The following is a 26,050-nucleotide window of genomic DNA, read 5'->3' on the forward strand; positions in this document are numbered from 1 at the left end:
GCGCGCCGCCGCGCGCTTCGTTTTGCTGCCGGTTACTTCGTCGACAACACCCAGGCTGCGAGCTTCTTCGCATCGGCTTCGCTGACCTGGTTGTTGGCCGGCATCGGCACCGGGCCCCACACGCCCGAGCCGCCCTTGATGATCTTGGTGGCCAGCGAGTTGGCTGCGCCCTTGTCGTCCTTGTACTTGGCCGCGATGTCCTTGAACGACGGCCCGAGCACCTTGCGTTCGACCGCGTGGCAGCTCATGCAGTTCTTCGACGTGGCAAGGGCCAGGTCGGCAAAGGCGGGCGCCGCGAGGCCGAGGCCCAGGGCTGCCATCAACATCGTTCTTTTCATGGGGACTGTTTTCGTAAGGGCTGAGTTACATTCGATCCAACGCGATTGTAGGTAGCGCGGTGCACACGCACCGGCGGCGATACCGACCAACTCGGAGGGTATTCGCGATGTGGTTTCTGCTCTTGGGCCTGCTCGGTGTAGCCCTCAAATATTTCGAAGTGGGCATGGTCGCCGGCTGGAGCTGGTGGATCGTGCTGAGCCCGTTCGCGCTGGCGCTGGCTTGGTGGGCCTGGGCCGATTCGTCGGGCTATACCAAGCGCAAGGTCATCGAGCGCGAAGAGCGGCGCAAGCAGGCGCGCATCGACCGCCAGAAGACCAACATGGGCCTGCGCACCAGCAACGGTCAGCAGCGCCCGCGCCGCTGACCCCGCGGCTCCGTCACCCGCGCTGCATGCCGACAGGACGCGCGCCATGGACGACGAAGCCGCCACCCACGCCTTGCTCGTCTTCGGACTGTCGCTGCTGGTCGGGCCGGCCGTCGGTGCGCTGGCCGGGCGTTTCAAGACCTTCTTCTGGGGCGCCGGCGTCGGGGCACTGCTGATCGGCTGCGCCGGCCTGTACGGTGCGGTCACGGTGGGCTGGCAGCGCTACCAGTCGATCGCGGGCACGGCCAGCACGCAGGGCAGCCTGGTCGAGTTCGTGGAAGAGCGCAGCAAGGACAGCAAGGGCTACGTCACCACCACGCGCGCGCCCCTCGTCGAATACACCGCAGCCGACGGGCAGAAACGCCGCGTCAAGGGGCTGGGCGGCAGCCTGTCGGACAAGGAATGGGGCGATGCGGTCGAGGTGCGCTACAGCACCGCCGATCCGGCCCAGGCACTGGTGGCCGATTTCCAGAACATGTGGGGCATCGTCTGGGGGCTCGGCCTCTTCGGCGGCTTTCCGACGATGTTCGGCCTGTTCTTCACCGGCATGGCGCTCAAGGAAGGCCGCAGGGGCCGGCCGGCGCCGGTGCGCGAGCCGACGCCCACGCACAAGAAATGGCGCACGCGCGGCACGGTGCTGGCGAACGTGGTGTTCCTGGCCGGCTTCGCGCTGGTGTTTCTCTATCCCGACGACAGCGCGATGAAGCAGTTCGGTGCGGGTTTTCTCACCATCGGCGCGGGGGCGCTGCTGCACTTCGTCGTGCAGAGCTTTCCCCCGGCGATGGATTTCGAAGCCCGAGCCATCTTCGCGATCGTCGGCCTGGGCTTTGCTGCCTTCGGCTACGGCGCTTGGATGATGGGCTGAGTCCGCTTCAGAACTTGTCGAGCACCGCGCCCGAGCTCGCGCTCGAGGCGTTGAACGCGAACTTGGCCTGCACGCCGCGCGTGTAGCGCGGGGCCGGCGGCGTCCAGCCTTCGCGGCGCTTGGCGAGTTCGGCTTCGGGCACGTTGAGTTCGAGCTTCAGTTCGTGCGCGTCGATGGTGATCGAGTCGCCTTCGTTGACGAACGCGATGGTGCCGCCCGCCGCCGCTTCGGGCGCGACGTGGCCGACCACCATGCCCCAGGTGCCGCCCGAGAAACGGCCGTCGGTGATGAGGCCGACGCTTTCGCCCAGGCCCGCGCCGATCAGCGCGCCCGTGGGGGCCAGCATTTCCGGCATGCCCGGGCCGCCCTTGGGGCCGAGGTAGCGCAGCACCATCACGTCGCCGGCGACGATCTTGCCCGCCAGGATGGCCTGCAGCGCCGACTGCTCGTCGTCGAACACGCGCGCCGGGCCGGTGATGACCGGGTTCTTCAGGCCGGTGATCTTGGCGACCGCGCCTTCGGGCGACAGGTTGCCCTTCAGGATGGCCAGGTGGCCTTCCTCGTACATCGGGTTGTCGATGGGGCGGATCACGTCCTGGTCGGCGCGCGGCACGTCGGGCACGTCCTTGAGCACTTCTTCGATGGTCTGGCCGCTGATGGTGATGCAGTCGCCGTGCAGCAGGCCGGCCTTGAGCAGCACCTTCATCACTTGCGGAATGCCGCCGGCCTGGTGCAGGTCGACCGCGAGGTACTTGCCCGAGGGCTTCAGGTCGCAGATCACGGGCACCTTCTTGCGCATGCGCTCGAAGTCGTCGATGGACCACTCCACGCCAGCCGCGTGCGCGATCGCCAGGAAGTGCAGCACCGCGTTGGTCGAGCCGCCGGTGGCCATGATGACCGCCACCGCGTTCTCGATGGCCTTCTTGGTCACGATGTCGCGCGGCTTCAGGTCTTTCTTGATGGCCTCGATCAGCACCTTGGCCGATTCCTTGGCCGAGTTGGCCTTTTCGTCGTGCGGGTTCGCCATGGTCGACGAGTAGGGCAGCGAGATGCCCAGCGCCTCGAACGCGCTCGACATCGTGTTGGCCGTGTACATGCCGCCGCAGGAGCCGGTGCCGGGAATGGCGCGCTTCTCGATCTCGTGCAGGTCTTCGTCGCTCATGTTGCCGGCGGCGTTCTGGCCCACGGCTTCGAACACGCTGACGATGTTCAGGTCCTGGCCCTTGTAGCGGCCCGGGAGGATCGTGCCGCCATAGACGTAGATGGCGGGCACGTTGGCGCGCAGCATGCCCATGAGGCCGCCGGGCATGTTCTTGTCGCAGCCGCCGACCACCAGCACGCCGTCCATCCACTGGCCACCGACGCAGGTCTCGATGCAGTCGGAGATGACCTCGCGGCTCACCAGCGAGTACTTCATGCCTTCGGTGCCCATGGCCATGCCGTCGGAGATGGTGGGCGTGCCGAACACCTGCGCGTTGCCCCCGGCTTCCTCGATGCCCGCGATGGCCGCGTCGGCCAGTTTCTGCAGGCCCGAGTTGCAGGGCGTGATGGTGCTGTGGCCGTTGGCGACGCCGACCATCGGCTTCTTGAAGTCGCCTTCCTCGTAGCCCATGGCGTAGAACATCGAGCGGTTGGGGGCGCGGCTCTTGCCTTCGGTGATGTTCGCGCTGCGGCGATTGATCTGGATGGTCTTGGTGTCCATGGTGTCTCTTCTGTCGTGGGGAGATCGTGAGGGAAGCGCCAAGTATCGGACTTCTGATTGATTGGTTCCAATCCAATTTGAAGCTTGGATTGATATGCTTGGCATATGAATGAAGCCCTCATCGACCTGCGCGCCTGGCGCCAGTTCGTGGCCGTGGCCGAAGAGCTGCACTTCGGCCGCGCCGCCCTGCGCTTGCACATGACGCAGCCGCCGGTCACGCAGGCCATCGCCCAGCTCGAGAAAACGCTGGGCGTGGTGCTGTTCGACCGCACGCGCCGCCGCGTGGCGCTCACGCCGGCCGGCGAGGCGCTGCTGCCCGATGTGCGCGAGCTGCTGGCGCGCGCCCAGGCGCTGCCGGCGCGGGCGCGCGCGGCGGCGGCGGGGCAGGTGGGGCGCGTGCGCATCGCCTTCGTCTCGACGGTCGGCTTTGAACAGCTGCCGGCCTGGGTGCGCGAGTTCCGCGTGCTGTGCCCCGAGGTGGCGCTGGAGCTGGTCGAGGCCACCGGCGACGTGCAGCTCGAAGCCTTCGCGCGCGGCGAGATCGACGCCGGCCTGATGCTGCATTCGCCGGGCGCCGCGCCGCCGGGGCTGGCCTGCCTGCCGGTCGAGGTGGAGCCGCTGGTGCTCGCGCTGCCCGCCCAGCACCGGCTGGCCGAGGCGCGGCCCGTGCCCCTGGCCGAGGTGCTGGACGAGCCGCTGGTGATCTTTCCGCGCCGCATCGTGCCCTCGCTGCACGACGCGATCTTCGACCTGTACCACGCGGCCGGGCGCACGCCGCAGGTGGCGCAGGAGGCGATCCAGATGCAGACCATCGTCAACCTCGTGTCGGGCGGCATCGGCGCGGCCTGGGTGCCGCACAGCGTGATGCAGTTCCGGCGCGCGGGCGTGGTTTACCGGCAGGTCCACGAGTTCAAGGGCGTGGGGCGCCGCCGCGTGACGCTGCCGGTGTGCGAGACCAGCCTAGTGTGGCCCGCGCAGGCGGCGCACCCGGCGCTGGCGCGCTTCGTGGCCTTCGTGCGCGAGCGGGCGGGGCGCGTGCCGGCGTAAGACTCAGGCGCTGCGCGAAGCCCGGCCGGCGGGCGAGGGCGTATCGAGCGTGGCCGCCAGCAGCGTGTCGAGCCAGCCCGCGAAGGCCTGCACCCGCCGCGACAGATTGCGTCGGTGCGGGTAGACGAGGTGCACCGGCAGCGGCTCGGCGCGCGCGTCGGGCAGCACTTCCACCAGCTCCCCGGCCGCGAGGTGTTCGCGCACGTCGTAAGCCGGGATCTGGATCAGGCCCAGCCCTGCCAGCGCGCAGGCGATGTAGGTCTCGGCGTTGTTCGCCGCCACCTGGCTGCGCAGGCGCAGCACCTGGGTCTCGCCGTCGCGCACTTGCCACTCCCAGGGCGCGGCGCGGCCGCTGGTCGGCGAGGCGTAGTTGACCGCCACGTGCTGCGGCAGGTCGGCCGTCGTGCGGGGCGTGCCGTGGCGTGCGAGGTAGGCGGGGCTGGCGCAGTTGATGAGCGTGAAATGCCCCAGCGGCCGGGCCACGAGACTGCTGCTGGCGAGCGGGCCGACGCGCAGGGCGCAGTCCACGCCTTCGAGCACGAGGTCGACCGCGCGGTCGCTGGAGCCCAGTTCCAGCTCGACCGCCGGATGGCGTGCAAAGAAATCGGGCAGCGCCGGCGCGATCAGCAGCCGCGCGATGCGGCTGGGCACATCGACCTTGAGCCGGCCGCTCACGCTGCTGTGCGCGGGCTGGAACTGCTGCTCCATGTCTTCCATGTCGGCCACCAGTGCGCGGGCCCGCTCGAGCAGCACCTCGCCGTCGGGCGTGAGGCCCACGCGGCGCGTGGTGCGGTGCAGCAGGCGCGAGCCCAGGCGCGCCTCGAGCTGCTGGATGGCGGTCGAGATGGTGGCGCGCGGCAGCGCCAGCCGGTCGGCGGCGCGCGTGAAGCTGCCGGTTTCGGCCACGCGCAGGAAGACCTGGAGGAGTTCGATGCGGTCCATGGCGGCGGGGCTGATTGTTCGTGGTTTTCAGAACAGTCTAGCCTTGAATGAATGATTTATCTGCAACTTGGCGATCAATAGACTGGCGGCTCGTCACACATCCCGTCCCGGGTCTTTCACTCATTCAGAGGAATCCATCCATGTCCGCACGCACGCTCACGAACAAGGTCGCCGTCATTGCCGGCGGTGGCAAGAACCTCGGTGCCCTCATCGCCCACCAGCTGGTCGACGGCGGCGCCCGCGGCATCGCCATCCACTACAACAGCGACGGCTCGCGTGCCGAGGCCGAACAGACGGCGGCCGCGCTGAAGGCCAAGGGCGCCGACACGCTGCTGGTGCAGGGCGACCTCGCGGTGGTCGAGAACAACGTGAAGCTGTTCGACCAGGCCGTGAAGCACTTCGGCCAGGTCGACCTGGCGATCAACACGGCGGGCGTGGTGATCAAGAAGCCGATCCTGGACATCACCGAGGCCGACTACGACAAGAGCTTCGACGCCAATGCCAAGGCCGCCTTCTTCTTCATCCAGCAGGCCGGCCGCACCATGGCCGACGGCGGCAGCATCGTGACGCTGGTGAGCTCGCTGCTCGCGGCCTACACGCCGTTCTATGCGATCTACCCGGCGGCCAAGGCGGCGGTGGAGCACTACACGCGCGCGGCCTCCAAGGAGTTCGGCGACCGCGGCATCTCGGTGAACGCCATCGGCCCGGGCCCCATGGACACGCCGTTCTTCTACGGCCAGGAAAGCCCCGAGGCCGTGGCGTACCACAGCAGCGCCGCCGCGCTCAGCAAGTACTCGAAGAAGGGCCTCACCGACATCGAGGACATCGCGCCCATCGTGCGCTTCCTGGTCACCGAAGGCTGGTGGATCACGGGCCAGACGATCTTCGCCAACGGTGGCTACACCACGCGCTGAAGCGCCGATATCCGGCAAGATGCGCCCAGGAGGACAACGCAGATGCACACAGTCATGGTGATGGGGGGCGGCTTCGCGCTGCTGGTGGTGTTTCTTCTGGCCGGCCGCTTCATGGGCGACGGCTCGTCGATGGCGCTGGCCGCGGCGGCCAAGTGGTTCATTCCGGCGTGGTTCGTCGGCGCGGGCATCAACATGGCCGTGGGCGTGCTCAAGGCCGGGTACTCGGTGGCCGAGGAGCTGCCGATCTTCCTGTTCATCTTCGCGGTGCCGGCCCTGGTGGCGGGGTTGCTGTGGTGGAAGTTCGGGCGCTGACATTGCCCTGAATGCCCCCGTGGCGGCGGCGTCATTGCGCCACGGCACAATCGTCGGATGCTCATGTATCCGCAGATCAATCCCATCGCCTTGCAGCTGGGGCCGGTGGCCATCCACTGGTACGGCCTGACCTACCTGGCGGCCTTCGCGCTGTTTTATTTCCTGGGCACGCGCCGCCTGCACCACGAGCCGTTCCGCTCGCTGGCCACGGCCGGCGTGTGGCAACGCAAGGACATCGAGGACATCCTGTTCCTGGGCGTCATGGGCGTGATCGTCGGCGGCCGGCTCGGCTACTGCCTGTTCTACAAGCCCGAGTACTACCTCACGCACCCGCTCGAGATTCTTTACGTGTGGCAGGGCGGCATGAGCTTCCATGGCGGCCTGCTCGGCGTGGTCGGCGCCATGGTGTGGTTCTCGCGCTCGCGTGCGCGGCCGTTCTGGCAGGTGATGGACTTCGTCGCGCCCTGCGTGCCGACCGGCTTGGCCGCGGGCCGCGTGGGCAACTTCATCAATGGCGAGCTGTGGGGCCGCTTCAGCAGCCCCGAGCTGCCCTGGGGCATGGTGTTCCCGCAAAGCGGCTCGATGCTGCCGCGCCACCCGTCGCAGGTCTACCAGTTCCTGCTCGAAGGGCTGCTGCTGTTCGTCGTGATGTGGCTCTATGCGCGCAAGGAGCGCAAGCAGGGCCAGGTGGCCGCCGTGTTCCTCATCGGCTATGGCGTGCTGCGCTTCGTGGCCGAGTACTTCCGCGAGCCCGACGATTTCCTGGGCCTGCGTGCACTGAGCCTGAGCCAGGGCCAGTGGCTCAGCGTGCCGATGGTGATCGCCGGCATCGCGCTGTGGTTCTGGTTCGGCCGCGCCGGCAAGACGGGCAGCACCGCGCGCGCCTGACCTCTCCACACCCCGCACAACGCGGCGCAGCACCTTCGGGTGCGCGCCGCTTTTTTTCGTCGATCTCAGGGTAATTCCGGGCCGCAAGGGCAGGGCGCGGCCCTTGCATTGCGTTAACCATGCACTCACAATTATGCGTAATTACAGGAAATTACGCGAAACGCCCACCGACTTTCCGAGTCCTTCACGCATGCGCCTGGTCCCCAATTCCCTCCACGACGAAGTCGCCGCCACGCTGCGCGAGCAGATCTTCGACGGCACGCTGTCGCCCGGCAGCTTCGTGGACGAGGTGGCCCTGTGCGAGCGGCTGTCGATCTCGCGCACGCCGCTGCGCGAAGCGCTGAAGGTGCTCACCGCCGAAGGCCTGCTGCGCCACGAGCCGCGCCGCGGCTGCTTCGTGAACGAGGTGACCGAGCGCGACCTGGACGAAATCTTTCCGGTGATCGCGCTGCTCGAAGGGCGCTGCGCCTACGAGGCCGCGCGCAACGCCAGCGACGCCGAGCTGAACGAGCTCGACGCATTGCACGAGCGCCTGGTGCGCCACGCCAAGGCACGGCGCATCAACGACTACTACGCCACCAACCACATCATTCACGAGGCGATCATCAAGCTCGCCGACAACAAGTGGCTGGCGCAGGTGATCGGCGACCTGCGCAAGATCCTGAAGCTGGCGCGGCTGCAGCAGCTGCACGCGCCGGGGCGGCTCGACCAGAGCCTGTCGGAGCACCTGGCCGTGTTCGCCGCGCTCAAGGCGCGCGACAGTGAGGGCGCCGACGCCGCCATGCGCACGCACATGACGCGCCAGCGCGAAGCATTGCGCGAAGTCATGCAACAGCAGAAATCCCGGGTGATGCCGTGACAGGCACCGCCCACATAGCTAACGGCACAGGAGCAGATCGATGAGTGCGACCGAGTGGTTCCAGGCGCGCCTGCGCATGGGCGAATCGTCCAAGGTTCCCGTGGCGAGCAACGGCGCCACGAAAGGCCCGGCCCGTCACACGCCCAAGCCCAGCGCCCGCACCACCGCCGAGCGGCTGCAGGCCACGCTGCGCAAGGCCGACGAGGCGCTGTCGCCGCGCACGCTGCGCCGCGTGCTGGCCGAGCTGCAGGCGGTGATCGACCCGCGCGTGAGCGAGGTCGAGGGCGGCCGCCGCGCCCATGCCATTGCGCAGGCCTACGCCGGCGCCTCGCCCGAAGAACGCCGCGACTACTGGGCGCTCATGAGCGAGCATTTCGCCGCCGACGCGGGCAAGCTCAAGAGCGCGCGCGACCAGCACCAGAGCGCCGTCGGCACGCCCGACGAAGGGCAGGCCGAGTTGCGCCTGCGCCGCGCGCTGGTGTCGCCGCGCATGCGGCTGCTGCAGCGCTTTGCGGTCGAGCCCGGCGGCATGCGCTTCCTGGTCGACCTGCGCGCCGACCTGCTGCCGTGCCTGAAGTCCGACAAGCGCCTGCTCGCGCTCGAGGCCGAGCTGGAGCACCTGTTTTCCACCTGGTTCGACGTGGCTTTTCTCGAGCTGCGCCGCATCGACTGGAACTCGCCGGCCTCGCTGATCGAGAAGCTCATCCGCTACGAGGCGGTGCACGACATCAAGAGCTGGTCCGACGTGAAGAACCGGCTGGACGACAGCGACCGCCGCTGCTACGGCTTCTTCCATCCGCGCCTGCCGAACGAGCCGCTCATCTTCGTCGAGGTGGCGCTGGTCGACCGCATCAGCGAAGGCATCATGCCGCTGCTCGACGAGGCCGCCGTGCCGGTGCAGCCGGCCAAGGCCACCACCGCGATCTTCTATTCGATCAGCAACACGCAGACGGGCCTGCGCGGCGTGAGCTTCGGCGACTCGCTCATCAAGCGCGTGGTCGAGACCCTGCAGGACGAGCTGCCGCGCCTGAAGACCTTTGCCACGCTGTCGCCCATTCCGGGCCTGCGCGCGTGGCTCGCCAAGAACGCCGCCGAGCTGCTGCCGCGCCTGGACGAGAAGCGCGAAGCCGAACTCGGCCGCCTCGTCGGCTCGGTGCCGCCGACGGCCGAACGCCTGCTGGCGGCGGTTGATGCAGCAACCGAACTCGACGCGAAATCGCCGCTGCGCCAGTGGCTGCTGCAGGCCACCGCCGAGTACCTGGGCCGCACGCTGGTCGACGGCACGCCGGCCGACCCGGTGGCGCGCTTCCACCTGGGCAACGGCGCGCGCGTCGAACGGCTCAACTGGGCCGGCGACCCGTCGGCCAAGGGGCTCAAGCAGTCGTACGGCCTCATGGTCAACTACCTGTACGACCTCAAGCGCCTCGACCGACATCGCACCTGGCTGGCCGAAGGCAAGATCGCGGTTTCGGGAGACATCGAAGGCCTGTTCCTCAAAAAAGGCTGAGTCCGTTCGCTTTGCCGCGGCAGCGCTGCGGCCCGCACCTTGACCGCCGGAGGGCGGCAACATCCACAACGACGACGACAGGAGACGAGACAGATGACGCAACAGAGTTTTCAACGACGCGATGTGCTGCGCGTCGCCGCCGCTGCCGGGGCCGTGGCCCTGTGCGGTGGCGCACGTGCCCAGGGCTGGCCGACCAAGCCCGTGACCATGGTGGTGCCGTTCCCGGCCGGCGGAGGCACCGACGCCTTCGCGCGCCCGCTGTCGGCGCAGTTCGCGCGCGCGGCGGGCCAGACGCTGGTCATCGACAACCGCGGCGGCGCGGGCGGCACCGTGGGCGCGAGCATCGCGGCCAAGCTGCCGGCCGACGGCTACTCGCTCTTCATGGGCGCCGTGCACCACGCGATCGCGCCGTCGATCTACCCCAAGCTCGACTACGACCTCGAGAAAGACTTCGTGCCCCTGATGCTGCTGGCCAACGTGCCGCAGGTGGTGGTGGTCAACCCGAAACGGGTGCAGGCCGCGACCATCCAGGAGCTGATTGCCACCGCCAAGCGCAACCCCGGCAAGCTCAACTACGGCTCGGCCGGTTCGGGCACCTCGCACCACCTGGCGGGCGAGCTGTTCAAGCTGCAGACCGGCACCTTCATCACCCACATTCCGTACCGCGGCGCGGGCCCGGCGCTGTCCGACCTGATCGCGGGCAACGTCGACCTGATGTTCGACGGCCTGGGTTCCTCGGCACAGCACATCAAGGGCGGTCGCATCAAGGCGCTCATGGTGGCCGGCGCCAAGCGCAACCCCGCGTTCCCCGACGTGCCCTGCGCCGCCGAAGTCGGCCTGCCCGACTACACCGTCACCACCTGGTACGGCCTGTGGGCGCCCAAGGGCACGCCGGTCGAAGCGCAGACGCAGATCATCGACACGATGAAGAAGGCGCTGGGCACCGACGAGCTGAAGGCCATCTGGGCCCAGAACGGCTCCGAGATCCCGAACGTCACGACCGCCGCCTACGGCCGCTTCGTCAACGCCGAGATCAAGCGATGGGCGACCGTCGTGAAGGCCTCGGGCGCCAAGCTCGAATGACCGATCGGCAGGTCTCGCTGCGCCGCGAAGGCGCCGTGGCGCTCGTCACGCTGTCGAACCCGGGGCGTCTCAATGCGATGACGCGCGCCATGTGGCGCGCGTTGCGCGCGGTGTTCGACGACCTGCATGGCGACACCGTGCTGCGCTGCGTCGTCGTGCGCGGGGAGGGCGGTGCCTTCTGCGCGGGCGGCGACATCTCCGAGTACCCCTCGTTCCGTTTCGAGGAAGCGAGCCTGCGCGAATTCCACGAGAACGAAGTCTGGGCCGCGCTGCAGGCGATGCTCGACTGCCCGCTGCCGCTGGTGGCCCAGATCGAAGGCGCCTGCATGGGCGCCGGCGTCGAGATCGCCAGCTGCTGCGACATCCGCCTGGCCGGTGCGTCGGCGAAGTTCGGCGCGCCCATCGCGAAGCTGGGCTTTCCGATGGCGCCGCGCGAAGCCGCGCTCGTGCATGGCGCCATCGGCGACGTGCTGGCGCGCGACATGCTGCTGGCCGCCGGCGTGCATGGCGCGCAGCGGCTGTACGACGCCGGTTTTCTGCTGCACGTGCTGCCCGATGCCGAGGTGCCGGCCGCTGTGCAGGCGCATGCGGCGCGCATCGCGGCGCTGTCGCCGCAGGCCGCGCGCCTGCACAAGGCCACCTTTACCGCACTGAAGAGCGGCGGCGCGGCGGCGCAGCAGCTGCTGGCCACCGCGTATGACTATGCCGACAGCGCCGAGCACCGCGAGGGCATCGATGCCTTCCTGGGCAAGCGCCCTCCGAATTTCCGACCTTCCTGAGCCTGCCGTTCGATGATGACGAAGATGATGAAGACGAAGTCCTCCCCCAACGCCAACCTGTTCGCCGCCTTGCGCGCCGCCTTTCCTGCCGATCTCGACGCCATCGCGGTCGAGACCGAGAACGGCCTGCACTATTCGTGGCGCGACCTCGACCGCGCCAGCGCGATGATCGCCAACCTGCTCGACGGCCTGAAGCTCGAGAAGGGTGCGCGCGTCGCCGTGCAGGTCGAGAAATCGGTCGAAGCCATGCTGCTGTACCTCGCGACCCTGCGCGCGGGCTACGTGTTCCTGCCGCTCAACACGGCCTACCAGAGCGCCGAGATCGAGTACTTCATCGGCAACGCCGAGCCCGCCGTGGTCGTGTGCACCGGCCGCAACGCGGCCTGGGTGCGTCCCATCGCCGAGGCGGCCGGCACGCGCCACGTGTTCACGCTGGACGACGACCGCACCGGCACGCTGCTCGACGCCGCGGCGCGCTGCAGCGACCGCCACACCGTGGCCATCAAGAAGCCCGACGACCTCGCCGCCATCCTGTACACCAGCGGCACCACCGGCCGAAGCAAGGGCGCGATGCTCACGCACCGCAACCTGCTGTCGAACGCCGAAGTGCTCAAGGACTACTGGGGCTGGACGAAGGGCGACGTGCTGATTCACGCGCTGCCGATCTTCCACGTGCACGGCCTGTTCGTGGCACTGCACGGTGCACTGCTCAACGGCAGCAAGATCCTGTGGTTCTCGAAGTTCGACCCCAAGCGCATCGTCGCCAAGCTGCCCGAGGCCACCGTGTTCATGGGCGTGCCCACGCTCTACGTGCGCCTGCTGGCGGAGCCGGGCCTCACGCGCGAGGCGGTGCGCACCATGCGCCTGTTCGTCGCGGGCTCGGCGCCGCTGCTCATCGAAACGTTTGACGAATGGCGCGAGCGCACCGGCCACACCATCCTCGAGCGCTACGGCATGAGCGAGACCGCCATGCTCACGTCCAACCCGTATGACGCCAAGAAGGGCGAGCGCCGCGGCGGCACCGTCGGCTTCGCGCTGCCCGGCGTGCAGCTGCGCGTGCGCGACGACGAGGGCAAGGACCTGCCGATCGACGAGATCGGCGGCATCCAGGTGAAGGGCCCCAACGTGTTCGCCGGCTACTGGCGCATGCCCGAGAAGACGAAGGAAGAGTTCACCGCCGACGGCTTCTTCAAGACCGGCGACGTGGGCAAGATCGATGCGCGCGGCTACATCACCATCGTCGGGCGCAGCAAGGACCTGATCATCAGCGGCGGCTACAACGTCTACCCGGCCGAGATCGAGGGCTACATCAACGAGATGCCCGGCGTGGCCGAAAGCGCCGTCATCGGCGTGCCGCACCCCGACTTCGGCGAGGTGGGCGTGGCCATCGTGATCCCCAAGGGCGGCGCCACGATCGACGCCGACGCCATCGTGGCCGAGCTCAAGGCCAAGCTGGCGAACTTCAAGATCCCCAAGCGCTGCTTCGTCGTGCCGGAACTGCCGCGCAACACGATGGGCAAGGTGCAGAAGGCGTTGCTGCGCGCGGAGCACAAGGGGCTGTTCGCCGCCTGAGCCCCGCTGCGCGCCCGGGCTTCAGGCGGCGGGTGCGAGCCCGTTCATCAGCCCGCTGCGCGCGTGGCAGTTGATGTACTCGTAGCTTTGCTCGTCGGCCTTCAGCGCCGACACCTCGTGGTACAGGCGCAGGCGCAGCTCGAAGTTCAGCGCCTGCACGTAGCGCATGAAGCTGCCGAAGATCGCGACGTGTGTCGGGTGCGACTCGGCCCAGCGTTCCATGTCGGCCAGCGAGCGCCAGTAGCTCAGGCCGAAGGATTTCTGCAGCGGTGCGCCGTGCGCGTCGAGGTGGTGCATGAAGCGGTTGCTGTAGCAACCGATGGGCAGGCCCTGGTCGCGCAGAAAGTCCATGCCTTCGCGCAGCACCGGGGCCATGTCTTCCAGGTAGAGCCCGCGTTCCTGGCCGGTGGTCTCGGTCCATTCCTGGCCCGAACGGATCATCGCGAGGTGCGTGTGGCCCGCGATGCGCACGCGCTGGCCTGACGCAGGCGTGCCGGCGATCACCGCGCGCGTGCCCGAAGGCGCGAGCGCGTCGGCCTGCGCGAGCGGGAGTCGATCGCGCATCGACCCCCAGTAGCCGTGCTCCTGCAGTTCGCCGCTCACACCGCCCATCACCACGCCGATGCCCTCGAGGCGGTCGGGCGTGCTGAACAGGGTCTCGAAGTGCACAGCACGCGGGGATGCGATTTCGCGGAAGTAGCCGAGGCCTTCATGCAAGCGCTCGTCGGCGTTCCACCAGGCCTCGATGGCGGGCGTGGCACACCAGCGCGCGAACGCCGCCGCATCGCGCCAGTAGGCGATGGCGATCAGGTTGTCGTACCCGTCGGCGTCGACGCAATGGGCCAGGTCGTGGTGACCGGGGCCGTCGGGCAGGGCGAAGTCGCGGGCGATCTTCAGGAGCGCGGCGCAGGCCCGGCCCTGCATCGCCGGGCCGCGCGATTGCACGCCGAAGTAGCCCATCACGACCTGGGTCGTCGTCACGGGCGCGCGCGCCGACCAACCGGGGTAGGGTGGCGTGTGATCGTCTGCCACGCGGCGCTCGCGGGTGCGCGGGCAGCGCAGGTGCTCGGGGATGGCCGATTCCATGGTGCGGCTCCGTGGTCGGCTCAGGCCACGACCGGCTCGGGCACGCTGCCCTCGGGCTCCGGCGTGAGCTGCACCACCACGGGTGTGCGCCGCGTCTTGTTCAGCAGCAGCTGCGTGACGTCGGGCCGCGAATAGTGGCCGCTCGGATCGGCCGCCGCCTTGGCGAGCGCGATCATGCCGAGGTCGATGTCGGCGATCACCAGGCCTTCGGCGTCCTCGGCCAGCGGCGTGCCCAGCGGCGAGCCGTCCGGGCCATAGATGCGCGCATGTCCGCCGCCGACGCCCAGCATCTGCCGCTTGCCGTCGTCGGTGCACATCAGCTCGCTCATCGCCTTCGACACCGTGGCGCAGGGCGCGATGACGAAGCAGCCGCCCTCGACCGCATACACCTGGCTCGCGGCGTTGTTGACCTCATGGCCCAGCGCGTAGGCCGCGCCGCGGTAGAGCGAGAAGCTCGGCCACGCGCCGCAGTGGATCTGCTCGTTCTGCGCATACATCGCGTACTTGCTCAGCGGCTGCAGGTGCTCCCAGCAGCACAGCGAGCCGATGTTGCCCAGCGGCGTCTCGACCACGTGCAGGTCGGCGCCGTCGCCTTCGCCGAACACGGTGCGTTCCACGTGCGTGGGCTTGAGCTTGCGGCGCGTCTGCACGGTGCGGCCCTGGTCGTCGATCAGCGCCTGCGCGATGTACAGGCTGCCCGCCGCTTTCTCGCTGTAACCGAGCGAGAGCCAGATCTTGTGCTGGCGCGCCGCCGCCTGCAGGCGTTCGAACTCGGGCGAGCCGATGACCAGCGAGTTGTCGTGGTAGCGCTGCACGAACTGCATGCCCCAGGCCGGCGAATCGAGCCAGACCCACCACGGGTAGCCCGGCACCCAGGTCTCGGGAAAGGCGATGAGCTGCACGCCCTGTTTCGCGGCCTGCGCCATGAGGTCGATGGTCTTGTCGATGGTGGCGTCGAGGTCGAGGAAAACAGGCGCGGCCTGCACGGCGGCGACGCGGAGCTTGGGGTGGACGGTGGTCGGCATGGGGTGTTCTCCAGGGGACGATGAACGTAACGAAATCCCCACTGTGCGCACCGGGTTTGCGCGGTGGCATGCGGGTTGCATGAAGCGTAAATTCGCGCCGCCGGAACGCCTTGACCCGGATTGGCGGCGTTCTTGTTCCAGCGTTGCATGTGCCTTGCGAAGGCCTTCCGAGGACCCCGATGACCCCCTTGCTCAGCACCGATGCCGTCCCGCGCGACCAGCGGCTCGCGTACTGGACCGACATGATCTGCAACGTCTACGTGCAGCTCGAATGCGACGCGGTGCGCACCGGCGACGGCGGCGACTTCGAGGGCAGCATCCGCCAGCACGCACTGCCCGGCCTCGGCATGTCGGTCGTGACCTCGCGGGCGCAGAAGGTGATGCGCACGCCGGGCCACATCGCGGCGTCGAGCGACGACTGTTTTCTCGTGAGCATCCAGGCGCGCGGGCAGGGCGTGGTGCGCCAGGACGGGCGCGACGCGGTGCTCGGCGCCGGCGACTTCGCGCTGTACGACAGCACGCGGCCTTACCAGCTGCTGTTCGACCAGCCCTTCGAGCAGATCGTGCTCAAGCTGCCCGGCGAGCGGCTGCGCAGCGAACTGCGCGACACCGAAACGCTCACGGCCACCACCGTGTCAGGGCGCGAGGGCGCGGGGCACCTGCTGCTGGGCATGATCCGCACGCTGCGCGAGGACTTCGACGCGCTGCAGCCGGCCTCGGCGCTGGCGGTGGCCCATGGCGTGCAGAACATCCTCGTGGCCGGCCTGCAGACGTTGCCTGCGGCGCACGCACCGGCGCTCAGCAAGCTCACGGCGTACCACCTCGCGCGCGTGAAGCAGCGCATCGACGAGCAGCTGGCCGATCCGACGCTGTCGGTGGGCACGCTGGCGGCGCAGCTGGGCATGTCGGTGAGCCACATCCACCGCGTGTTCAAGAGCGAGCCGCTGACGCCCTCGCAGTACATCTGGGAGCGTCGGCTTGACGCATGCAGCCGCGACCTGCTGGAGCCGCGCCTGGCAGGGCGGCCGGTGGGAGAGATCGCGTACGGGAGGGGGTTCAACGACGCGGCGCATTTCAGCCGCGCGTTTCGCGAGCGCTTCGGATGTTCGCCGCGCGAATGGCGGCAGCAGCGCTCGCCGCAATGACCGCGGCCACGGCGCATCGGCCGTCGCCGGGGTTGTCGGGTCTTCTTACTGGACCAGCAGCACCGAGATGTCGGTCTCGGCCACGACCTTGGTCGCGACCGAGCCCATCAGCGCGCGGCCCAGGATGCCGTGGCCGTGCGTGCCCAGCACGATCAGCTCGGCCTTCGATTCGGTGGCCGACTTGAGGATTTCCTCGGCCGCGTGGCCGTGGCGCGCGTCGGCGGTGAAGTTGGCCACGCCTTTCTCGGCGAACCAGGCCTTCACCGGGTCGAGCACCTTGGCGTTTTCCTCGGCGTAGTACTCGGTGACGATTTCCTTGCTCAGGTGGCGCGCCACGTGGCCGGAGATGCCGGTGCAGACATTGACCACCACCAGCTCATGGCCGTCCACGAACATGGCGCGGTTGGCGAGCAGATAGTTGAGGGCCTTTTGCGTGTAGGCGCTGCCGTCGACTGCAATGAGGATTTTCATGGCTTTCCTTCTACGACTGTGAACAAGTGCCGCATAGGATGGCACAGGAAAGCCAGCGAGTGTTTGATATGCCTCAGCCCCGCAGGCCCTTCCAGAGCATGTAGGCGGCCAGCAGGTACAGGATGCTCGCGAACACGCGCTTGAGCTTCTTCACCGGCAGGCTGTGCGCGGCCTTGGCGCCCAACGGCGCGGTGAACACGCTGCAGGCCGCGATCACCACGAGCGCGGGCAGCCAGATGTAGCCGAAGGCGCCGGCCGGCAGGCCCTGCACCGACTGGCCGCTGAGCACGTAGCCCAGCACGTTGGCCACCGCAATGGGAAAGCCCAGCGCCGCGCTGGTCGCCACCGCGTTGTGGATCGCCACGTTGCACCAGGTCATGAACGGCACGCTGATGAAGCCGCCGCCCGCGCCCACCAGGCCCGAGATGAAGCCGATGATGCCGCCCGCCGCGAGCTGGCCCCCGGTGCCCGGCATCTGGCGCGTGGGCTTGGGTTTCTTGTCGAGGAACATCTGCGTGGCCGAGAAGCCCACGAACAGTGCGAAGAAGATGGCCAGCGCCGTGCCCTTGAGCAGCGCGAACACGCCCAGGCTGCCCGCGAGGCTGCCGATGACGATGCCGGGGGCCAGGCGCTGCACGATGTCCCAGCGCACCGCGCCGCGCTTGTGGTGCGCGCGCACGCTGGACACCGACGTGAAGATGATCGTCGCCATCGAGGTCGCGATCGCCATCTTCACCGCCAGGTCGGCCGGCACGCCGCGCTGGCCCATGATGATCGTGATGAACGGCACCATCAGCATGCCGCCGCCGATGCCCAGCAGGCCGGCGAGGAAACCGGTGCCCAGGCCGAGCGCGGCGAGTTCGGCGATCAGGAGCGGGTCGAGCAGGGCAGCGAGGTTCACGGGAGGATGGGGAAAGAACGAGCGGCTGAAAAAGCAACGGCCCCGTGCGGTGAAGCAGGGGGCCGTGGCAGGAAAAGGTGTCTGCAGATGGTGTGCCGGACCCGCATCCTGAACCAGGGTTCAGGTGGGCGAGGGCAGCAGGACTTCGGGTTCATCTGACGCGAGATGATCACGCCCGTCAAGCGATGTACCAAGCCCGGCTCCGGAGAGCATTGGAACAAGGAAATATTAAGCCCGACACGTCTGCAGACAAAACGGATTTTACGCCCCGGATGTGCCGGGCCGCGTGCCCTCAGAGCAAATGTCCATCGCCCGCCAGGGCCTGATCGAGTCTCTGAATGAGCTGGGCGGCCTTCGGGTCGGTGTCGGCGGAGCTTTCTTCCGTGCTGCTGGCAGCGACAGGGGCCGGTGCCGCGGCAGCAGCGGCCTGCTGGGCCGCGAGATCGAAAGCCAGGTTCAGCGAGGCGAGCACGGCGATGCGGTCGCGTGCCTTCACCTTGCCCGCGTCGCGGATCTTGCACATGGCCGCGTCCACGCGGTCGACGGCCTCGCGCAGTTGCGCTTCGCCGCCGTCGGGACAGCCGAGCAAGTAGCTCTGGCCCATGATCTGTACTTCAATCTGCTTCATGCGTGATGGGAATCTTCGGAAGGGGGTTCGGCCGGCAGCCGTTCGAGCAGGGCATCGAGGCGGGTGCGGGCCGCGGCGAGCCGCGACTTCAGGCCGTCGCGTTCACGCGTGAGCGCATCGACCTGTTCCTGCAGCAGCGCGTTGGTGCGCTGCACCTCTTCGTGACGCACGAGCAGGCGTTCCACACGCTCGGCGATCTGGTCGATGGGGCTGGAGGCGGGCATGGTTGGCGATTGTAGTTTCCCGGGAATTCGGAACATCCGGCGCACCGCGCGGGGCGCGCACCGGACGTGGCCGAGATTCTGGGGCCTGCGCCGTCCGTGATCAAACCCGGTGTGGCGTGTGCGCCCCGTGGGCTAGGGTGAGTCGGCATTCAGACGGGGCCGCGTTGGCCCGCCTTGCACCCGGATGCGCGAAGGGCGGCGCAGGCCAGAGTCATCTCTGGTCAAGCCGGCCGACAAAGCAGGCGGGTGCAAGGCGGGCCAACCCGAAGGGAAGGACGAATACCGGGCGCATTGCGGCGTTGCGCTTCGCTTGCGTAGCCAAGCTACGCGGCGCTCACCGCGCCTTGCACTGCACCCGGTATTCGTCCTTCGCGGCCCCGTCTGAATGCCGATTCACCCTAAAATCTCGCCCGTTGGTGCTCGCGGCGTGGTTCGCACGGCGCAGTTCAACGGGAAGCAGGAGTGGACGCCCCCCGGGGCCGAAGCCGCCTGCGCTGCCCCCGCAACGGTCAAGCAGACGACGCCGCAACGCGTCACCCCTTTCCATCCAGCCACTGGGCGCCCTGAAACAGGTGCCTGGGAAGGCGGCAAAGGGTCGATCTGCCAGCCCGGATACCGGCCAACAAGGCGGCTGCCGCATCGGCAGCCATGACGCCCATGGCGCCGGCGGGGAAGCCGGCCAGGGCATAGAAGTTCGTTCGGTTCACCCCATGATTTCCTGTGTTTCCCTCTCCAGCGGCCGCGCCAGCGTGCGCCGCAACCGTCCCGCGTGCCTGCCGCTGACGCTCGCCCTGGCCTCGGCCTTCGGCGGCCTGGCCCTGGTGCCGCTGGCCGCGCAGGCGCAAGCCGCCGCAGCAGCACCTGCCACGCTCGACGAGACCGTCGTCACCGCCAACCGCACGCCGCAGGCGCTGTCGGACCTGGTGGGCGATGTCTCCATCATCGACCGCAAGACCATCGAGCGCAGCGGCGCCACCGGCGTGGCCGACGTGCTGGCGCGCCTGCCCGGCATGGAGATCTCGCGCAGCGGCGGCGTGGGCAACGCCACCAGCGTGTTCATCCGCGGCGCCGAATCGCGCTTCACCGCGGTCTACCTCGATGGCGTGCGCATCGATTCGCAATCGACCGGCGGTGCCGGCTGGGAAGGCATTCCGCTCGCGCAGATCGACCGCATCGAAGTGCTGCGCGGCCCGGCCGCCGCGGTGTACGGCTCGGACGCCGTGGGCGGCGTGATCCAGCTCTTCACCAAGCGCGGCGAGGAGGGCGTGTCGCCCTACGCCGGCATCGGCTTCGGCAGCCACGGCCTGCGCCGGATCGAAGGCGGCGTGAGCGGCAAGTCGGGCCTGCTCGACTACTCGTTCGGCGTCGCGCATGAGGAAAGCAAGGGCTTCAACATCCAGCCGATCGCCAAGCGCACGCCCTCGAAAGACGGCTTCACCAACCCCGACCGCGACGGCTACCGCAGCACCTCGGGCAACCTGAAGCTGGGTTTCCAGATCACGCCCGACCAGCGCATCGACGCCACCTTGCTCACCAGCAACACCGAAGCGGCCTACGACCCGTCGGTGAGCTTTCGCACCAAGCCGCCGATCACCTTCCGCAACGACGTGTCGACCAACGAACTGCGCACCGCCGGCCTGACCTGGTCGGCCAAGTGGAACGACATCTACAGCACCCGCCTGCAGGTGACCGATTCGCAGACCGTCTACAAGACCCAGCCCTCGTTCTACCGCACCGAAACCCGCCTGCGCGGCTACCTGTTCCAGAACGAATTCCGCTTCGGCGCGCACCTGGTGACCGCCACGCTCGAGCGCCGCGAAGACGCGCTCGAAAACGCGCCCACCACCTCGGCCAAGCTGTTCTCGCGCGACCGCTCGCAGAACGCCGCCGCACTGGGCTACGGCTACGTGAAGGGCCCGCATTCGCTGCAGCTACATGTGCGCCATGACGACGACAGCGAGTTCGGCGGCAAGACCACCGGCAGCGCCGCCTACGGCTACGCCATCACGCCGAGCCTGCGCGCCACCGTGTCGGCCGGCACCGCATTCCGCGCGCCCACGCTGTACCAGCGCTTCAGCGAGTACGGCCTGGCGAGCCTGCAACCCGAATCGAGCCGCAACGTCGAGCTGGGCCTGCAGTACACGGCCGGCGCCACGCAGGCCGGCATCGTGCTGTACCGCAACCGGGTGCAGAACCTCATCGTGTTCGACGGCAGCGCCAAGGGTTGCCAGTCGTCGTTCGGCTGCTACGCCAGCACGGCGCGTGCGCGCTACCAGGGCGTGACGCTCACGGGCGGCCACCGCATCGGCGACGTCACGCTGCGCGCCTCGCTCGACTACCAGGACCCGCGCGACCTCGCCACCGACCACCTGCTGGCACGCCGTGCCCGGGCCCACGGCACGCTGGGCGCCGACTGGCGCATCGCCGGCTGGACGCTGGGCGCCGAGCTCCAAAGCTCGGGCAAGCGCTACGACGACGCGGCCAACACCGTCAAGCTCGGCGGCTACACGCTGCTCAACCTGTCGGCCAGCAAGCAGATCATGCGCGACCTGAACCTGGTGGCGCGCGTGGACAATGTGGGCGACAAGGACTACCAGTTCGCACGGCTCTACGCCACCGGGGGCCGCACCGCGTACGTCGGACTCAAGTGGACTCCGCAGTAAACACCCGTCGCTCCTCGCCCGGCGCAGCCGTCACCTGCGCCGCGGTGCTCGTGGCCGCGCCGGCCTCGGGGCAGGGCAAGACCACGGTCGCGGCCGCGCTCGCGCGGCTGCACGTGCGCCAGGGCCGCCGCGTGCGGGCCTTCAAGTGCGGTCCCGACTTCCTCGATCCCCACTGGCTCGCGCTGGCCACCGGCGCGCCGGTGCATTCGCTCGACCTGTGGATGACCGGCGAGGCCGACTGCCGCGCGCGCCTGCATGCCGCCGCGAGCGAGGCCGACCTGGTGATCGTCGAAGGCGTGATGGGCCTGTTCGACGGCACGCCCAGCGCGGCCGAGCTGGCCGAGCGCCTGGGCCTGCCGGTGCTGGCCGTGATCGATGCGCAGGCCATGACCGGCACCTTCGGCGCGCTGGCCTACGGCCTGCAGAACTTCCGCCCGGGCCTGCCCTGGGCCGGCGTGCTGGCCAACCGCGTGGCCGGCGAGCGCCACGCCGACATGCTGAAGGACGCCTTGCGCGAGCCCGACGACTGGCTCGGTGCCTTGCCGCGCAGCGCCGATTTCGCGCTGCCCGAACGCCACCTGGGACTGGTCGGCGCTGCCGAACTCGGCGACGCGATGGTGCGGCTCGACGCCGCGGCCGACGTGCTCGCCGCCACGCCGCTGGGTCAGCGCACGCCCGGGCAGCTGCCGCAGGTGCGCTTCGAGCCCGCGCCGACGGCGCCCATCGCGCCGCTGCTGGCCGGACGCACCATCGCCATCGCGCGCGACACGGCGTTCTCGTTCATCTACCCGGCCAACCTCGAGGTGCTCGAAGCCCTCGGCGCGCGGCTCGCGTTCTTCTCGCCGCTGGCCGACGAACCGCTGCCACCCTGCGACGCCGCCTGGCTGCCCGGCGGCTACCCCGAGCTGCATGCGGCCGTGCTCTCGGCCAGCGGCCGGCTGCGGCTCTCGCTCGCCAACCACGTCACGGCCGGCAAGCCGATCTGGGCCGAATGCGGCGGCATGATGGCGCTGTTCGACGAACTCGCCACGCGCGACGACGCCGAGCCGACCGACGTGCACCGCCTCTGGGGCGTGCTGCCGGGGCGGGCCGTCATGCAGAAGCGGCTGGCCGGCCTGGGCCCGCAGCAACTCGACCTGGGCGCGCATGCCTTGCGCGGCCACACCTTCCACTACTCGCGCTGCGAGACGCCGATCGCGCCTGCCGCGCGCACCGTCGGCACGCGCGGCGGCGAGGCGCTGTACGTGCACGGCCCCGTGCGCGCGAGCTACTTCCATGCGTGGTTCGCGTCCAGCCCGGAAGCGACCGCGCGGCTCTTCAGCGCCATGCCCCTCGAACTCGACAGCCACGCTGCACAGGCGCCCCCCGATGCCCCTCACTGAGCACGAATTCATCCTCGGCGGCCAGAAAAGCGGCAAGTCGCGCCGCGCCGAACAGCGCGCGGCCGACTGGCTGGCGTCCGGGCCCGCATCGCGCCGCGCGGTGCTGATCGCCACCGCGCAGGCCCACGACGACGAGATGCGCGAGCGCATCGCGCGCCACCAGGCCGACCGCGCCGAGCGCGTGCCCGGTCTGCAGACCCTCGAGGAGCCGATCGAGCTGGGGCGAGCCATCGTCACGCAGAGCGCGCCCGACACGCTCGTGGTGGTCGACTGCCTCACGCTGTGGCTCACCAACCTGCTGATGCCGCTGCGGACCGAAGGCGCCGCGGTGGTCACGCGCACGCCCTCGGCGCACGCCACGCTGCTGCTCATCGCGCTGCGCGAGGCGCGCGGGCCGGTGGTGCTGGTGGGTAACGAGATCGGCCTGGGCGTGATCCCGCTGGGCCGCGAGACCCGCGCTTTTGTCGACGTGCTCGGCCGGCTGAACCAGGACGTGGCGGCCGCCTGCCACCGCGCGACGCTGATGGTCGCCGGCCTGCCGCTGACGCTGAAGGCGCCCGGCGCATGAAGTTCGAATCCGTGAAGACCTGGCTGCGCGCGCTCTCGCTCGGCCTGGCGTTGGTGGTGTGCGCGCAGGCAGCGCAGGCCATCGATGTGGTCGACGAGCGCGGCGTCACCGTGCATCTGGCGCAACCGCCGCAGCGCATCGCCTCGCTGCTGCCGTCGCTGACCGAAGGCGTCTGCGCACTCGGCGCCTGCGACCGCCTGATCGGCGTCGACCGTTATTCCAACTCGCCCGCGCAGGTGCGCGCGCTGCCGCAGCTCGGCGGCGGGATCGACCCGAACGTCGAAGCCATCGTCGCGCTCAAGCCCGACGTGGTGCTGCTCGCCAGATCGTCGCGTGTCACGCAGCGGCTCGAGGCACTGGGCCTGAAGGTGATCGTGCTCGAACCCAAGAGCCACGCCGACGTGCGTCGTGTACTGGGCGCGCTCGACCAGGTGCTCGGCACGCAGGAGGCGCCCGCCGTGTGGCGCGCCATCGACGCGGCCGTGTCGGCCGCGGCGCAGTCGCTGCCCGCCAGCGCCAAGGGCCTGCGCGTGTACTTCGAGGTCAACACCGGCCCTTACGCGGCAGGCGACTCGTCCTTCATCGGCGAGACGCTCGCGCGCCTCGGCGTGAAGAACATCGTGCCGGCGTCGCTCGGCCCCTTTCCCAAGCTCAACCCCGAGTTCGTGGTGCGCGCGAACCCCGACCTCATCATGGTCAGCGTGCGCAGCGCGATGGGACTGGAGCAGCGACCCGGCTGGGGCGGCATCCGCGCGGTGCGCGAAGGCCGCGTGTGCCGCTTCGACGCCGAGCAGACCGACGTGGTCGTGCGCCCCGGCCCGCGCATGGACGAGGCCGCGCGCCTGATGGCGCAGTGCCTGGCGGACAAGGGGCGGTGAGCGGCATGCATTCCGCGCACCTGCGTCGCGTGCTGCTGCTCGGTGCCGGCCTGCTGGTGCTGGGCGCGGCGCTGCTGCTCTTCGGCCTGGGCATCGGCAGCACCGGTTTCCAGAGCCTGCTGTCCGCTCGGCACGACCCGGTGGCGCTGCAGATCGTGTGGGACATCCGCCTGCCGCGCACCCTCGGCGCGTGGCTCGCGGGCGCGCTGCTCGGGCTCGCGGGCGCGGTGGCGCAGGGTCTGTTCCGCAACCCGCTGGCCGATCCGTACCTGCTGGGCAGCGCCTCGGGCGCGTCGCTGGCCGTGGCGCTGGCGCTGATGCTGTTCGGCGGCTCCGTCACCAGCACGCAATGGGTGATGCGCCTGGGGCTCACCGGCGCGGCCTTCGTCGGCGCGGTGGCCGCGGTGCTGCTCACGCTCACGCTGGCGCGCGGCGTGCAGCAGACCCTGCGGCTGCTGCTGGCGGGCGTGATCGTGGGCGTGGTGCTGGGCGCCGCCAAGGACCTCATCACCATCGCCTCGGCCGACATCCTGCAGGCGCTGCAGGGCTTCGTCCTCGGCAGCACCGGGCTGGTCGGCTGGGCCGCCTGCGCCGTGATGGCGGCGGTCGGCGCGGCCTGCCTGCTGCTGGCCTGGGCGCTCGCGCCGGTGCTCGACGGGCTCGCGCTTGGCGAGGCCACGGCGCGCAGCCTCGGGTTGCCGCTGGGCGCCATGCGCGCCGCGCTGGTGGCGGTGCTGGCGCTGGCGACCGGCGCCGCCGTCGCGCAGACCGGCCTCATTGCTTTCGTCGGCCTGGCCGCGCCGCACCTGGTGCGCTCGGTGGTCAAGACCACGCACGCGCGGCTGATCGTGCTGTCGGCGTTGATGGGCGGGCTGCTGCTGATGGCGGCCGACCTGCTGGCGCGCTGGCTGATTGCGCCGCAGGAGCTGCCAGTGGGCGTGCTCACGGCCGTGCTCGGCGGCAGCTACCTGCTGTGGCTGATGCACCGGCGCGGCGCGAAGGGAGGCGGCCTATGAGCCGCACGCCATCCGCCGCGCTCGAAGCGCACGGCCTCAGCGCCACGCTCGGGTCGGTCGAGGTGCTGCACGGCATCGACCTGTCGCTCGCGGCCGGCCGCTGGACCAGCATCGTCGGACCGAACGGGGCCGGCAAGTCGACGTTGTTGAAAGCGTTGGCCGGCCTGCTCGCACATCGCGGCGAAGTGCGGCTCTTCGGTGAGGCACAGGCGGCCGTGCCGGCCCGTGTGCGCGCACGGCGCCTGTCGTGGCTGGGCCAGAGCGGCACGGGCGAGGGCAGTGCCGACGATTTGATGGTCTACGACGTCGCCATGCTGGGGCGCCTGCCACATCAGCGCTGGCTGGCTGCGCCGAGCGAGGCCGACCGCGATGCCGTGGAGCGCGCGTTGCGCAGCACCCAGGCCTGGGACTGGCGCGACCGTCCGCTGGGGCAGCTCTCCGGCGGCGAGCGCCAGCGTGTGCTGCTGGCGCGCGCGCTGGCGGTCGAGGCCGAGCTGCTGCTGATGGACGAGCCGCTGGCCAACCTCGATCCGCCGCATCAGGCCGACTGGATGCAGACGGCGCGCGAACTGGTCGCGCAAGGCCGCACCGTGGTCAGCGTGTTGCACGAACTGCCGATGGCGCTGGCTGCGGACGAACTGGTGGTGATGAATCGGGGGCGGGTGGTGCACCACGGTGCATGCGCCGATCCTGCGACGCACGCTGCGCTGGAACAGGTGTTCGACCATCGCATTCGCGTGCATCGCGTGGCAGACCAGTGGATCGCGTTGCCGCTATGAAGCTTCGCGCATCAAGTCATTCGGGGCGCGCTCTCGCCGACGGGGCACCTTGCTCCGCGAATGTCCCCCGGCCTGCGGCCTCCTCCTTGATTTCGCTGCGCAAGGCACCCC

General features: G+C 69.5%; 27 protein-coding genes and 1 riboswitch. Of the genes, 18 read left to right on the forward strand and 9 right to left on the reverse strand.

What is annotated here, in order from left to right; all coding sequences use genetic code 11:
- Positions 1–32 precede the first annotated feature (32 nt).
- Complete coding sequence (locus AC07Y4_RS06560) at positions 33–338, reverse strand: c-type cytochrome (protein ID WP_095745089.1); 306 nt, start codon at positions 336–338, stop codon at positions 33–35.
- A 107-nt stretch (positions 339–445) separates the two neighbouring features.
- On the opposite strand from AC07Y4_RS06560, the gene AC07Y4_RS06565 reads away from it, so the two are divergent.
- Positions 446–703 carry a TIGR04438 family Trp-rich protein gene (locus AC07Y4_RS06565; RefSeq protein ID WP_062482640.1) on the forward strand — a complete coding sequence of 86 codons (258 nt, stop codon included), beginning with the start codon at positions 446–448 and terminating at the stop codon, positions 701–703.
- 46 nt (positions 704–749) lie between these two features.
- Positions 750–1,568: a DUF3592 domain-containing protein gene (locus AC07Y4_RS06570; RefSeq protein WP_487847084.1), complete on the forward strand. Its 819-nt coding sequence runs from the start codon at positions 750–752 to the stop codon at positions 1,566–1,568.
- Between the two features lie 7 nt (positions 1,569–1,575).
- Here the strand turns inward: AC07Y4_RS06570 and ilvD are convergent, their stop codons facing one another.
- Positions 1,576–3,270 carry a dihydroxy-acid dehydratase gene (ilvD, locus tag AC07Y4_RS06575; protein ID WP_369632648.1) on the reverse strand — a complete coding sequence of 565 codons (1,695 nt, stop codon included), beginning with the start codon at positions 3,268–3,270 and terminating at the stop codon, positions 1,576–1,578.
- Between the two features lie 105 nt (positions 3,271–3,375).
- Here ilvD and AC07Y4_RS06580 point away from each other — a divergent pair, with 105 nt between their 5' ends.
- A complete protein-coding gene (locus tag AC07Y4_RS06580) occupies positions 3,376–4,317 on the forward strand; it encodes a LysR family transcriptional regulator (RefSeq protein ID WP_099796740.1) in 942 nt (313 codons plus the stop codon).
- 3 nt (positions 4,318–4,320) lie between these two features.
- Here the strand turns inward: AC07Y4_RS06580 and AC07Y4_RS06585 are convergent, their stop codons facing one another.
- Entirely contained in the window at positions 4,321–5,259 is a 939-nt protein-coding gene (locus tag AC07Y4_RS06585) for a LysR family transcriptional regulator (protein ID WP_487847083.1), read from the reverse strand.
- A 140-nt stretch (positions 5,260–5,399) separates the two neighbouring features.
- Here AC07Y4_RS06585 and AC07Y4_RS06590 point away from each other — a divergent pair, with 140 nt between their 5' ends.
- The 8 genes from AC07Y4_RS06590 (at position 5,400) to AC07Y4_RS06625 (ending at position 13,173) form a co-directional block, all read left to right on the forward strand.
- A complete protein-coding gene (locus AC07Y4_RS06590; protein ID WP_390344244.1) occupies positions 5,400–6,173 on the forward strand; it encodes an SDR family oxidoreductase in 774 nt (257 codons plus the stop codon).
- 42 nt (positions 6,174–6,215) lie between these two features.
- On the forward strand, positions 6,216–6,485 hold the full coding sequence (locus tag AC07Y4_RS06595; RefSeq protein ID WP_062480550.1) for a hypothetical protein: 270 nt from the start codon (positions 6,216–6,218) through the stop codon (positions 6,483–6,485).
- 57 nt (positions 6,486–6,542) lie between these two features.
- Complete coding sequence (gene lgt, locus AC07Y4_RS06600; protein WP_487847082.1) at positions 6,543–7,373, forward strand: prolipoprotein diacylglyceryl transferase; 831 nt, start codon at positions 6,543–6,545, stop codon at positions 7,371–7,373.
- A 190-nt stretch (positions 7,374–7,563) separates the two neighbouring features.
- Positions 7,564–8,232: a GntR family transcriptional regulator gene (locus AC07Y4_RS06605; RefSeq protein WP_062480546.1), complete on the forward strand. Its 669-nt coding sequence runs from the start codon at positions 7,564–7,566 to the stop codon at positions 8,230–8,232.
- Positions 8,233–8,272: 40 nt separating this feature from the next.
- Entirely contained in the window at positions 8,273–9,739 is a 1,467-nt protein-coding gene (locus tag AC07Y4_RS06610) for a malonyl-CoA decarboxylase (RefSeq protein WP_062480544.1), read from the forward strand.
- A gap of 93 nt (positions 9,740–9,832) precedes the next feature.
- Positions 9,833–10,822 (forward strand): Bug family tripartite tricarboxylate transporter substrate binding protein, encoded by a 990-nt coding sequence (locus AC07Y4_RS06615; RefSeq protein WP_487847081.1) that lies wholly within the window; start codon positions 9,833–9,835, stop codon positions 10,820–10,822.
- The gene (locus AC07Y4_RS06620) at positions 10,819–11,601 is read left to right on the forward strand and encodes an enoyl-CoA hydratase/isomerase family protein (protein ID WP_487847080.1); all 783 of its coding nucleotides are present in this window, start codon (positions 10,819–10,821) and stop codon (positions 11,599–11,601) included. Before AC07Y4_RS06615 ends, AC07Y4_RS06620 begins: the two co-directional genes overlap by 4 nt.
- A gap of 27 nt (positions 11,602–11,628) precedes the next feature.
- Positions 11,629–13,173 (forward strand): malonate--CoA ligase, encoded by a 1,545-nt coding sequence (locus AC07Y4_RS06625; protein WP_487847079.1) that lies wholly within the window; start codon positions 11,629–11,631, stop codon positions 13,171–13,173.
- A 21-nt stretch (positions 13,174–13,194) separates the two neighbouring features.
- Here AC07Y4_RS06625 and AC07Y4_RS06630 read toward each other — a convergent pair whose 3' ends face one another.
- Both AC07Y4_RS06630 and AC07Y4_RS06635 read right to left on the reverse strand, forming a co-directional pair.
- On the reverse strand, positions 13,195–14,259 hold the full coding sequence (locus tag AC07Y4_RS06630; protein WP_495274315.1) for a phenylacetaldoxime dehydratase family protein: 1,065 nt from the start codon (positions 14,257–14,259) through the stop codon (positions 13,195–13,197).
- A gap of 20 nt (positions 14,260–14,279) precedes the next feature.
- Positions 14,280–15,284 carry a carbon-nitrogen hydrolase family protein gene (locus AC07Y4_RS06635; protein ID WP_139703749.1) on the reverse strand — a complete coding sequence of 335 codons (1,005 nt, stop codon included), beginning with the start codon at positions 15,282–15,284 and terminating at the stop codon, positions 14,280–14,282.
- A 179-nt stretch (positions 15,285–15,463) separates the two neighbouring features.
- On the opposite strand from AC07Y4_RS06635, the gene AC07Y4_RS06640 reads away from it, so the two are divergent.
- On the forward strand, positions 15,464–16,429 hold the full coding sequence (locus AC07Y4_RS06640) for an AraC-like ligand-binding domain-containing protein (RefSeq protein WP_487847077.1): 966 nt from the start codon (positions 15,464–15,466) through the stop codon (positions 16,427–16,429).
- A 45-nt stretch (positions 16,430–16,474) separates the two neighbouring features.
- On the opposite strand, the gene AC07Y4_RS06645 is transcribed toward AC07Y4_RS06640, so the two are convergent.
- The 4 genes from AC07Y4_RS06645 to AC07Y4_RS06660 form a co-directional block, all read right to left on the reverse strand.
- The gene (locus AC07Y4_RS06645; RefSeq protein WP_062480532.1) at positions 16,475–16,900 is read right to left on the reverse strand and encodes a universal stress protein; all 426 of its coding nucleotides are present in this window, start codon (positions 16,898–16,900) and stop codon (positions 16,475–16,477) included.
- Positions 16,901–16,973: 73 nt separating this feature from the next.
- The gene (locus AC07Y4_RS06650) at positions 16,974–17,801 is read right to left on the reverse strand and encodes a sulfite exporter TauE/SafE family protein (RefSeq protein WP_070060491.1); all 828 of its coding nucleotides are present in this window, start codon (positions 17,799–17,801) and stop codon (positions 16,974–16,976) included.
- 292 nt (positions 17,802–18,093) lie between these two features.
- A complete protein-coding gene (locus tag AC07Y4_RS06655; protein WP_369632657.1) occupies positions 18,094–18,429 on the reverse strand; it encodes a cell division protein ZapA in 336 nt (111 codons plus the stop codon).
- Complete coding sequence (locus tag AC07Y4_RS06660; protein ID WP_056581479.1) at positions 18,426–18,653, reverse strand: hypothetical protein; 228 nt, start codon at positions 18,651–18,653, stop codon at positions 18,426–18,428. The genes AC07Y4_RS06655 and AC07Y4_RS06660 overlap by 4 nt, the downstream gene beginning before the upstream one ends.
- Positions 18,654–19,051: 398 nt before the next feature.
- Positions 19,052–19,291: riboswitch (cobalamin riboswitch) on the forward strand.
- Between the two features lie 72 nt (positions 19,292–19,363).
- Between AC07Y4_RS06660 and AC07Y4_RS06665 the strand changes: the two genes are divergently transcribed.
- The 6 genes from AC07Y4_RS06665 to AC07Y4_RS06690 are packed head-to-tail and all read left to right on the forward strand — an operon-like array spanning position 19,364 to position 25,939.
- Positions 19,364–21,316: a TonB-dependent receptor domain-containing protein gene (locus AC07Y4_RS06665; protein WP_487847076.1), complete on the forward strand. Its 1,953-nt coding sequence runs from the start codon at positions 19,364–19,366 to the stop codon at positions 21,314–21,316.
- The gene (locus AC07Y4_RS06670) at positions 21,301–22,698 is read left to right on the forward strand and encodes a cobyrinic acid a,c-diamide synthase CobB (RefSeq protein ID WP_487847075.1); all 1,398 of its coding nucleotides are present in this window, start codon (positions 21,301–21,303) and stop codon (positions 22,696–22,698) included. Before AC07Y4_RS06665 ends, AC07Y4_RS06670 begins: the two co-directional genes overlap by 16 nt.
- Positions 22,685–23,266 (forward strand): bifunctional adenosylcobinamide kinase/adenosylcobinamide-phosphate guanylyltransferase, encoded by a 582-nt coding sequence (locus AC07Y4_RS06675; protein ID WP_159271953.1) that lies wholly within the window; start codon positions 22,685–22,687, stop codon positions 23,264–23,266. The genes AC07Y4_RS06670 and AC07Y4_RS06675 overlap by 14 nt, the downstream gene beginning before the upstream one ends.
- Positions 23,263–24,144 (forward strand): ABC transporter substrate-binding protein, encoded by an 882-nt coding sequence (locus AC07Y4_RS06680; protein WP_487847074.1) that lies wholly within the window; start codon positions 23,263–23,265, stop codon positions 24,142–24,144. Before AC07Y4_RS06675 ends, AC07Y4_RS06680 begins: the two co-directional genes overlap by 4 nt.
- A 5-nt stretch (positions 24,145–24,149) precedes the next feature.
- Positions 24,150–25,160 carry a FecCD family ABC transporter permease gene (locus AC07Y4_RS06685; RefSeq protein WP_095747588.1) on the forward strand — a complete coding sequence of 337 codons (1,011 nt, stop codon included), beginning with the start codon at positions 24,150–24,152 and terminating at the stop codon, positions 25,158–25,160.
- Entirely contained in the window at positions 25,157–25,939 is a 783-nt protein-coding gene (locus AC07Y4_RS06690) for an ABC transporter ATP-binding protein (RefSeq protein ID WP_487847073.1), read from the forward strand. The genes AC07Y4_RS06685 and AC07Y4_RS06690 overlap by 4 nt, the downstream gene beginning before the upstream one ends.
- The last annotated feature ends 111 nt before the right edge of the window (positions 25,940–26,050 follow it).

The sequence above is a fragment of the Variovorax sp. GW460-12-1-14-LB1 genome (assembly GCF_059423605.1).

What these genes read in the sequence shown, in the direction of transcription:
- AC07Y4_RS06560 (WP_095745089.1), bottom strand. Translation starts at nt 338, where the DNA reads ATGAAAAGAACGATGTTGATGGCAGCCCTGGGCCTCGGCCTCGCGGCG.
- AC07Y4_RS06565 (WP_062482640.1), top strand. Translation starts at nt 446, where the DNA reads ATGTGGTTTCTGCTCTTGGGCCTGCTCGGTGTAGCCCTCAAATATTTC.
- AC07Y4_RS06570 (WP_487847084.1), top strand. Translation starts at nt 750, where the DNA reads ATGGACGACGAAGCCGCCACCCACGCCTTGCTCGTCTTCGGACTGTCG.
- ilvD (WP_369632648.1), bottom strand. Translation starts at nt 3,270, where the DNA reads ATGGACACCAAGACCATCCAGATCAATCGCCGCAGCGCGAACATCACC.
- AC07Y4_RS06580 (WP_099796740.1), top strand. Translation starts at nt 3,376, where the DNA reads ATGAATGAAGCCCTCATCGACCTGCGCGCCTGGCGCCAGTTCGTGGCC.
- AC07Y4_RS06585 (WP_487847083.1), bottom strand. Translation starts at nt 5,259, where the DNA reads ATGGACCGCATCGAACTCCTCCAGGTCTTCCTGCGCGTGGCCGAAACC.
- AC07Y4_RS06590 (WP_390344244.1), top strand. Translation starts at nt 5,400, where the DNA reads ATGTCCGCACGCACGCTCACGAACAAGGTCGCCGTCATTGCCGGCGGT.
- AC07Y4_RS06595 (WP_062480550.1), top strand. Translation starts at nt 6,216, where the DNA reads ATGCACACAGTCATGGTGATGGGGGGCGGCTTCGCGCTGCTGGTGGTG.
- lgt (WP_487847082.1), top strand. Translation starts at nt 6,543, where the DNA reads ATGCTCATGTATCCGCAGATCAATCCCATCGCCTTGCAGCTGGGGCCG.
- AC07Y4_RS06605 (WP_062480546.1), top strand. Translation starts at nt 7,564, where the DNA reads ATGCGCCTGGTCCCCAATTCCCTCCACGACGAAGTCGCCGCCACGCTG.
- AC07Y4_RS06610 (WP_062480544.1), top strand. Translation starts at nt 8,273, where the DNA reads ATGAGTGCGACCGAGTGGTTCCAGGCGCGCCTGCGCATGGGCGAATCG.
- AC07Y4_RS06615 (WP_487847081.1), top strand. Translation starts at nt 9,833, where the DNA reads ATGACGCAACAGAGTTTTCAACGACGCGATGTGCTGCGCGTCGCCGCC.
- AC07Y4_RS06620 (WP_487847080.1), top strand. Translation starts at nt 10,819, where the DNA reads ATGACCGATCGGCAGGTCTCGCTGCGCCGCGAAGGCGCCGTGGCGCTC.
- AC07Y4_RS06625 (WP_487847079.1), top strand. Translation starts at nt 11,629, where the DNA reads ATGAAGACGAAGTCCTCCCCCAACGCCAACCTGTTCGCCGCCTTGCGC.
- AC07Y4_RS06630 (WP_495274315.1), bottom strand. Translation starts at nt 14,259, where the DNA reads ATGGAATCGGCCATCCCCGAGCACCTGCGCTGCCCGCGCACCCGCGAG.
- AC07Y4_RS06635 (WP_139703749.1), bottom strand. Translation starts at nt 15,284, where the DNA reads ATGCCGACCACCGTCCACCCCAAGCTCCGCGTCGCCGCCGTGCAGGCC.
- AC07Y4_RS06640 (WP_487847077.1), top strand. Translation starts at nt 15,464, where the DNA reads ATGACCCCCTTGCTCAGCACCGATGCCGTCCCGCGCGACCAGCGGCTC.
- AC07Y4_RS06645 (WP_062480532.1), bottom strand. Translation starts at nt 16,900, where the DNA reads ATGAAAATCCTCATTGCAGTCGACGGCAGCGCCTACACGCAAAAGGCC.
- AC07Y4_RS06655 (WP_369632657.1), bottom strand. Translation starts at nt 18,429, where the DNA reads ATGAAGCAGATTGAAGTACAGATCATGGGCCAGAGCTACTTGCTCGGC.
- AC07Y4_RS06660 (WP_056581479.1), bottom strand. Translation starts at nt 18,653, where the DNA reads ATGCCCGCCTCCAGCCCCATCGACCAGATCGCCGAGCGTGTGGAACGC.
- AC07Y4_RS06665 (WP_487847076.1), top strand. Translation starts at nt 19,364, where the DNA reads ATGATTTCCTGTGTTTCCCTCTCCAGCGGCCGCGCCAGCGTGCGCCGC.
- AC07Y4_RS06675 (WP_159271953.1), top strand. Translation starts at nt 22,685, where the DNA reads ATGCCCCTCACTGAGCACGAATTCATCCTCGGCGGCCAGAAAAGCGGC.
- AC07Y4_RS06680 (WP_487847074.1), top strand. Translation starts at nt 23,263, where the DNA reads ATGAAGTTCGAATCCGTGAAGACCTGGCTGCGCGCGCTCTCGCTCGGC.
- AC07Y4_RS06685 (WP_095747588.1), top strand. Translation starts at nt 24,150, where the DNA reads ATGCATTCCGCGCACCTGCGTCGCGTGCTGCTGCTCGGTGCCGGCCTG.
- AC07Y4_RS06690 (WP_487847073.1), top strand. Translation starts at nt 25,157, where the DNA reads ATGAGCCGCACGCCATCCGCCGCGCTCGAAGCGCACGGCCTCAGCGCC.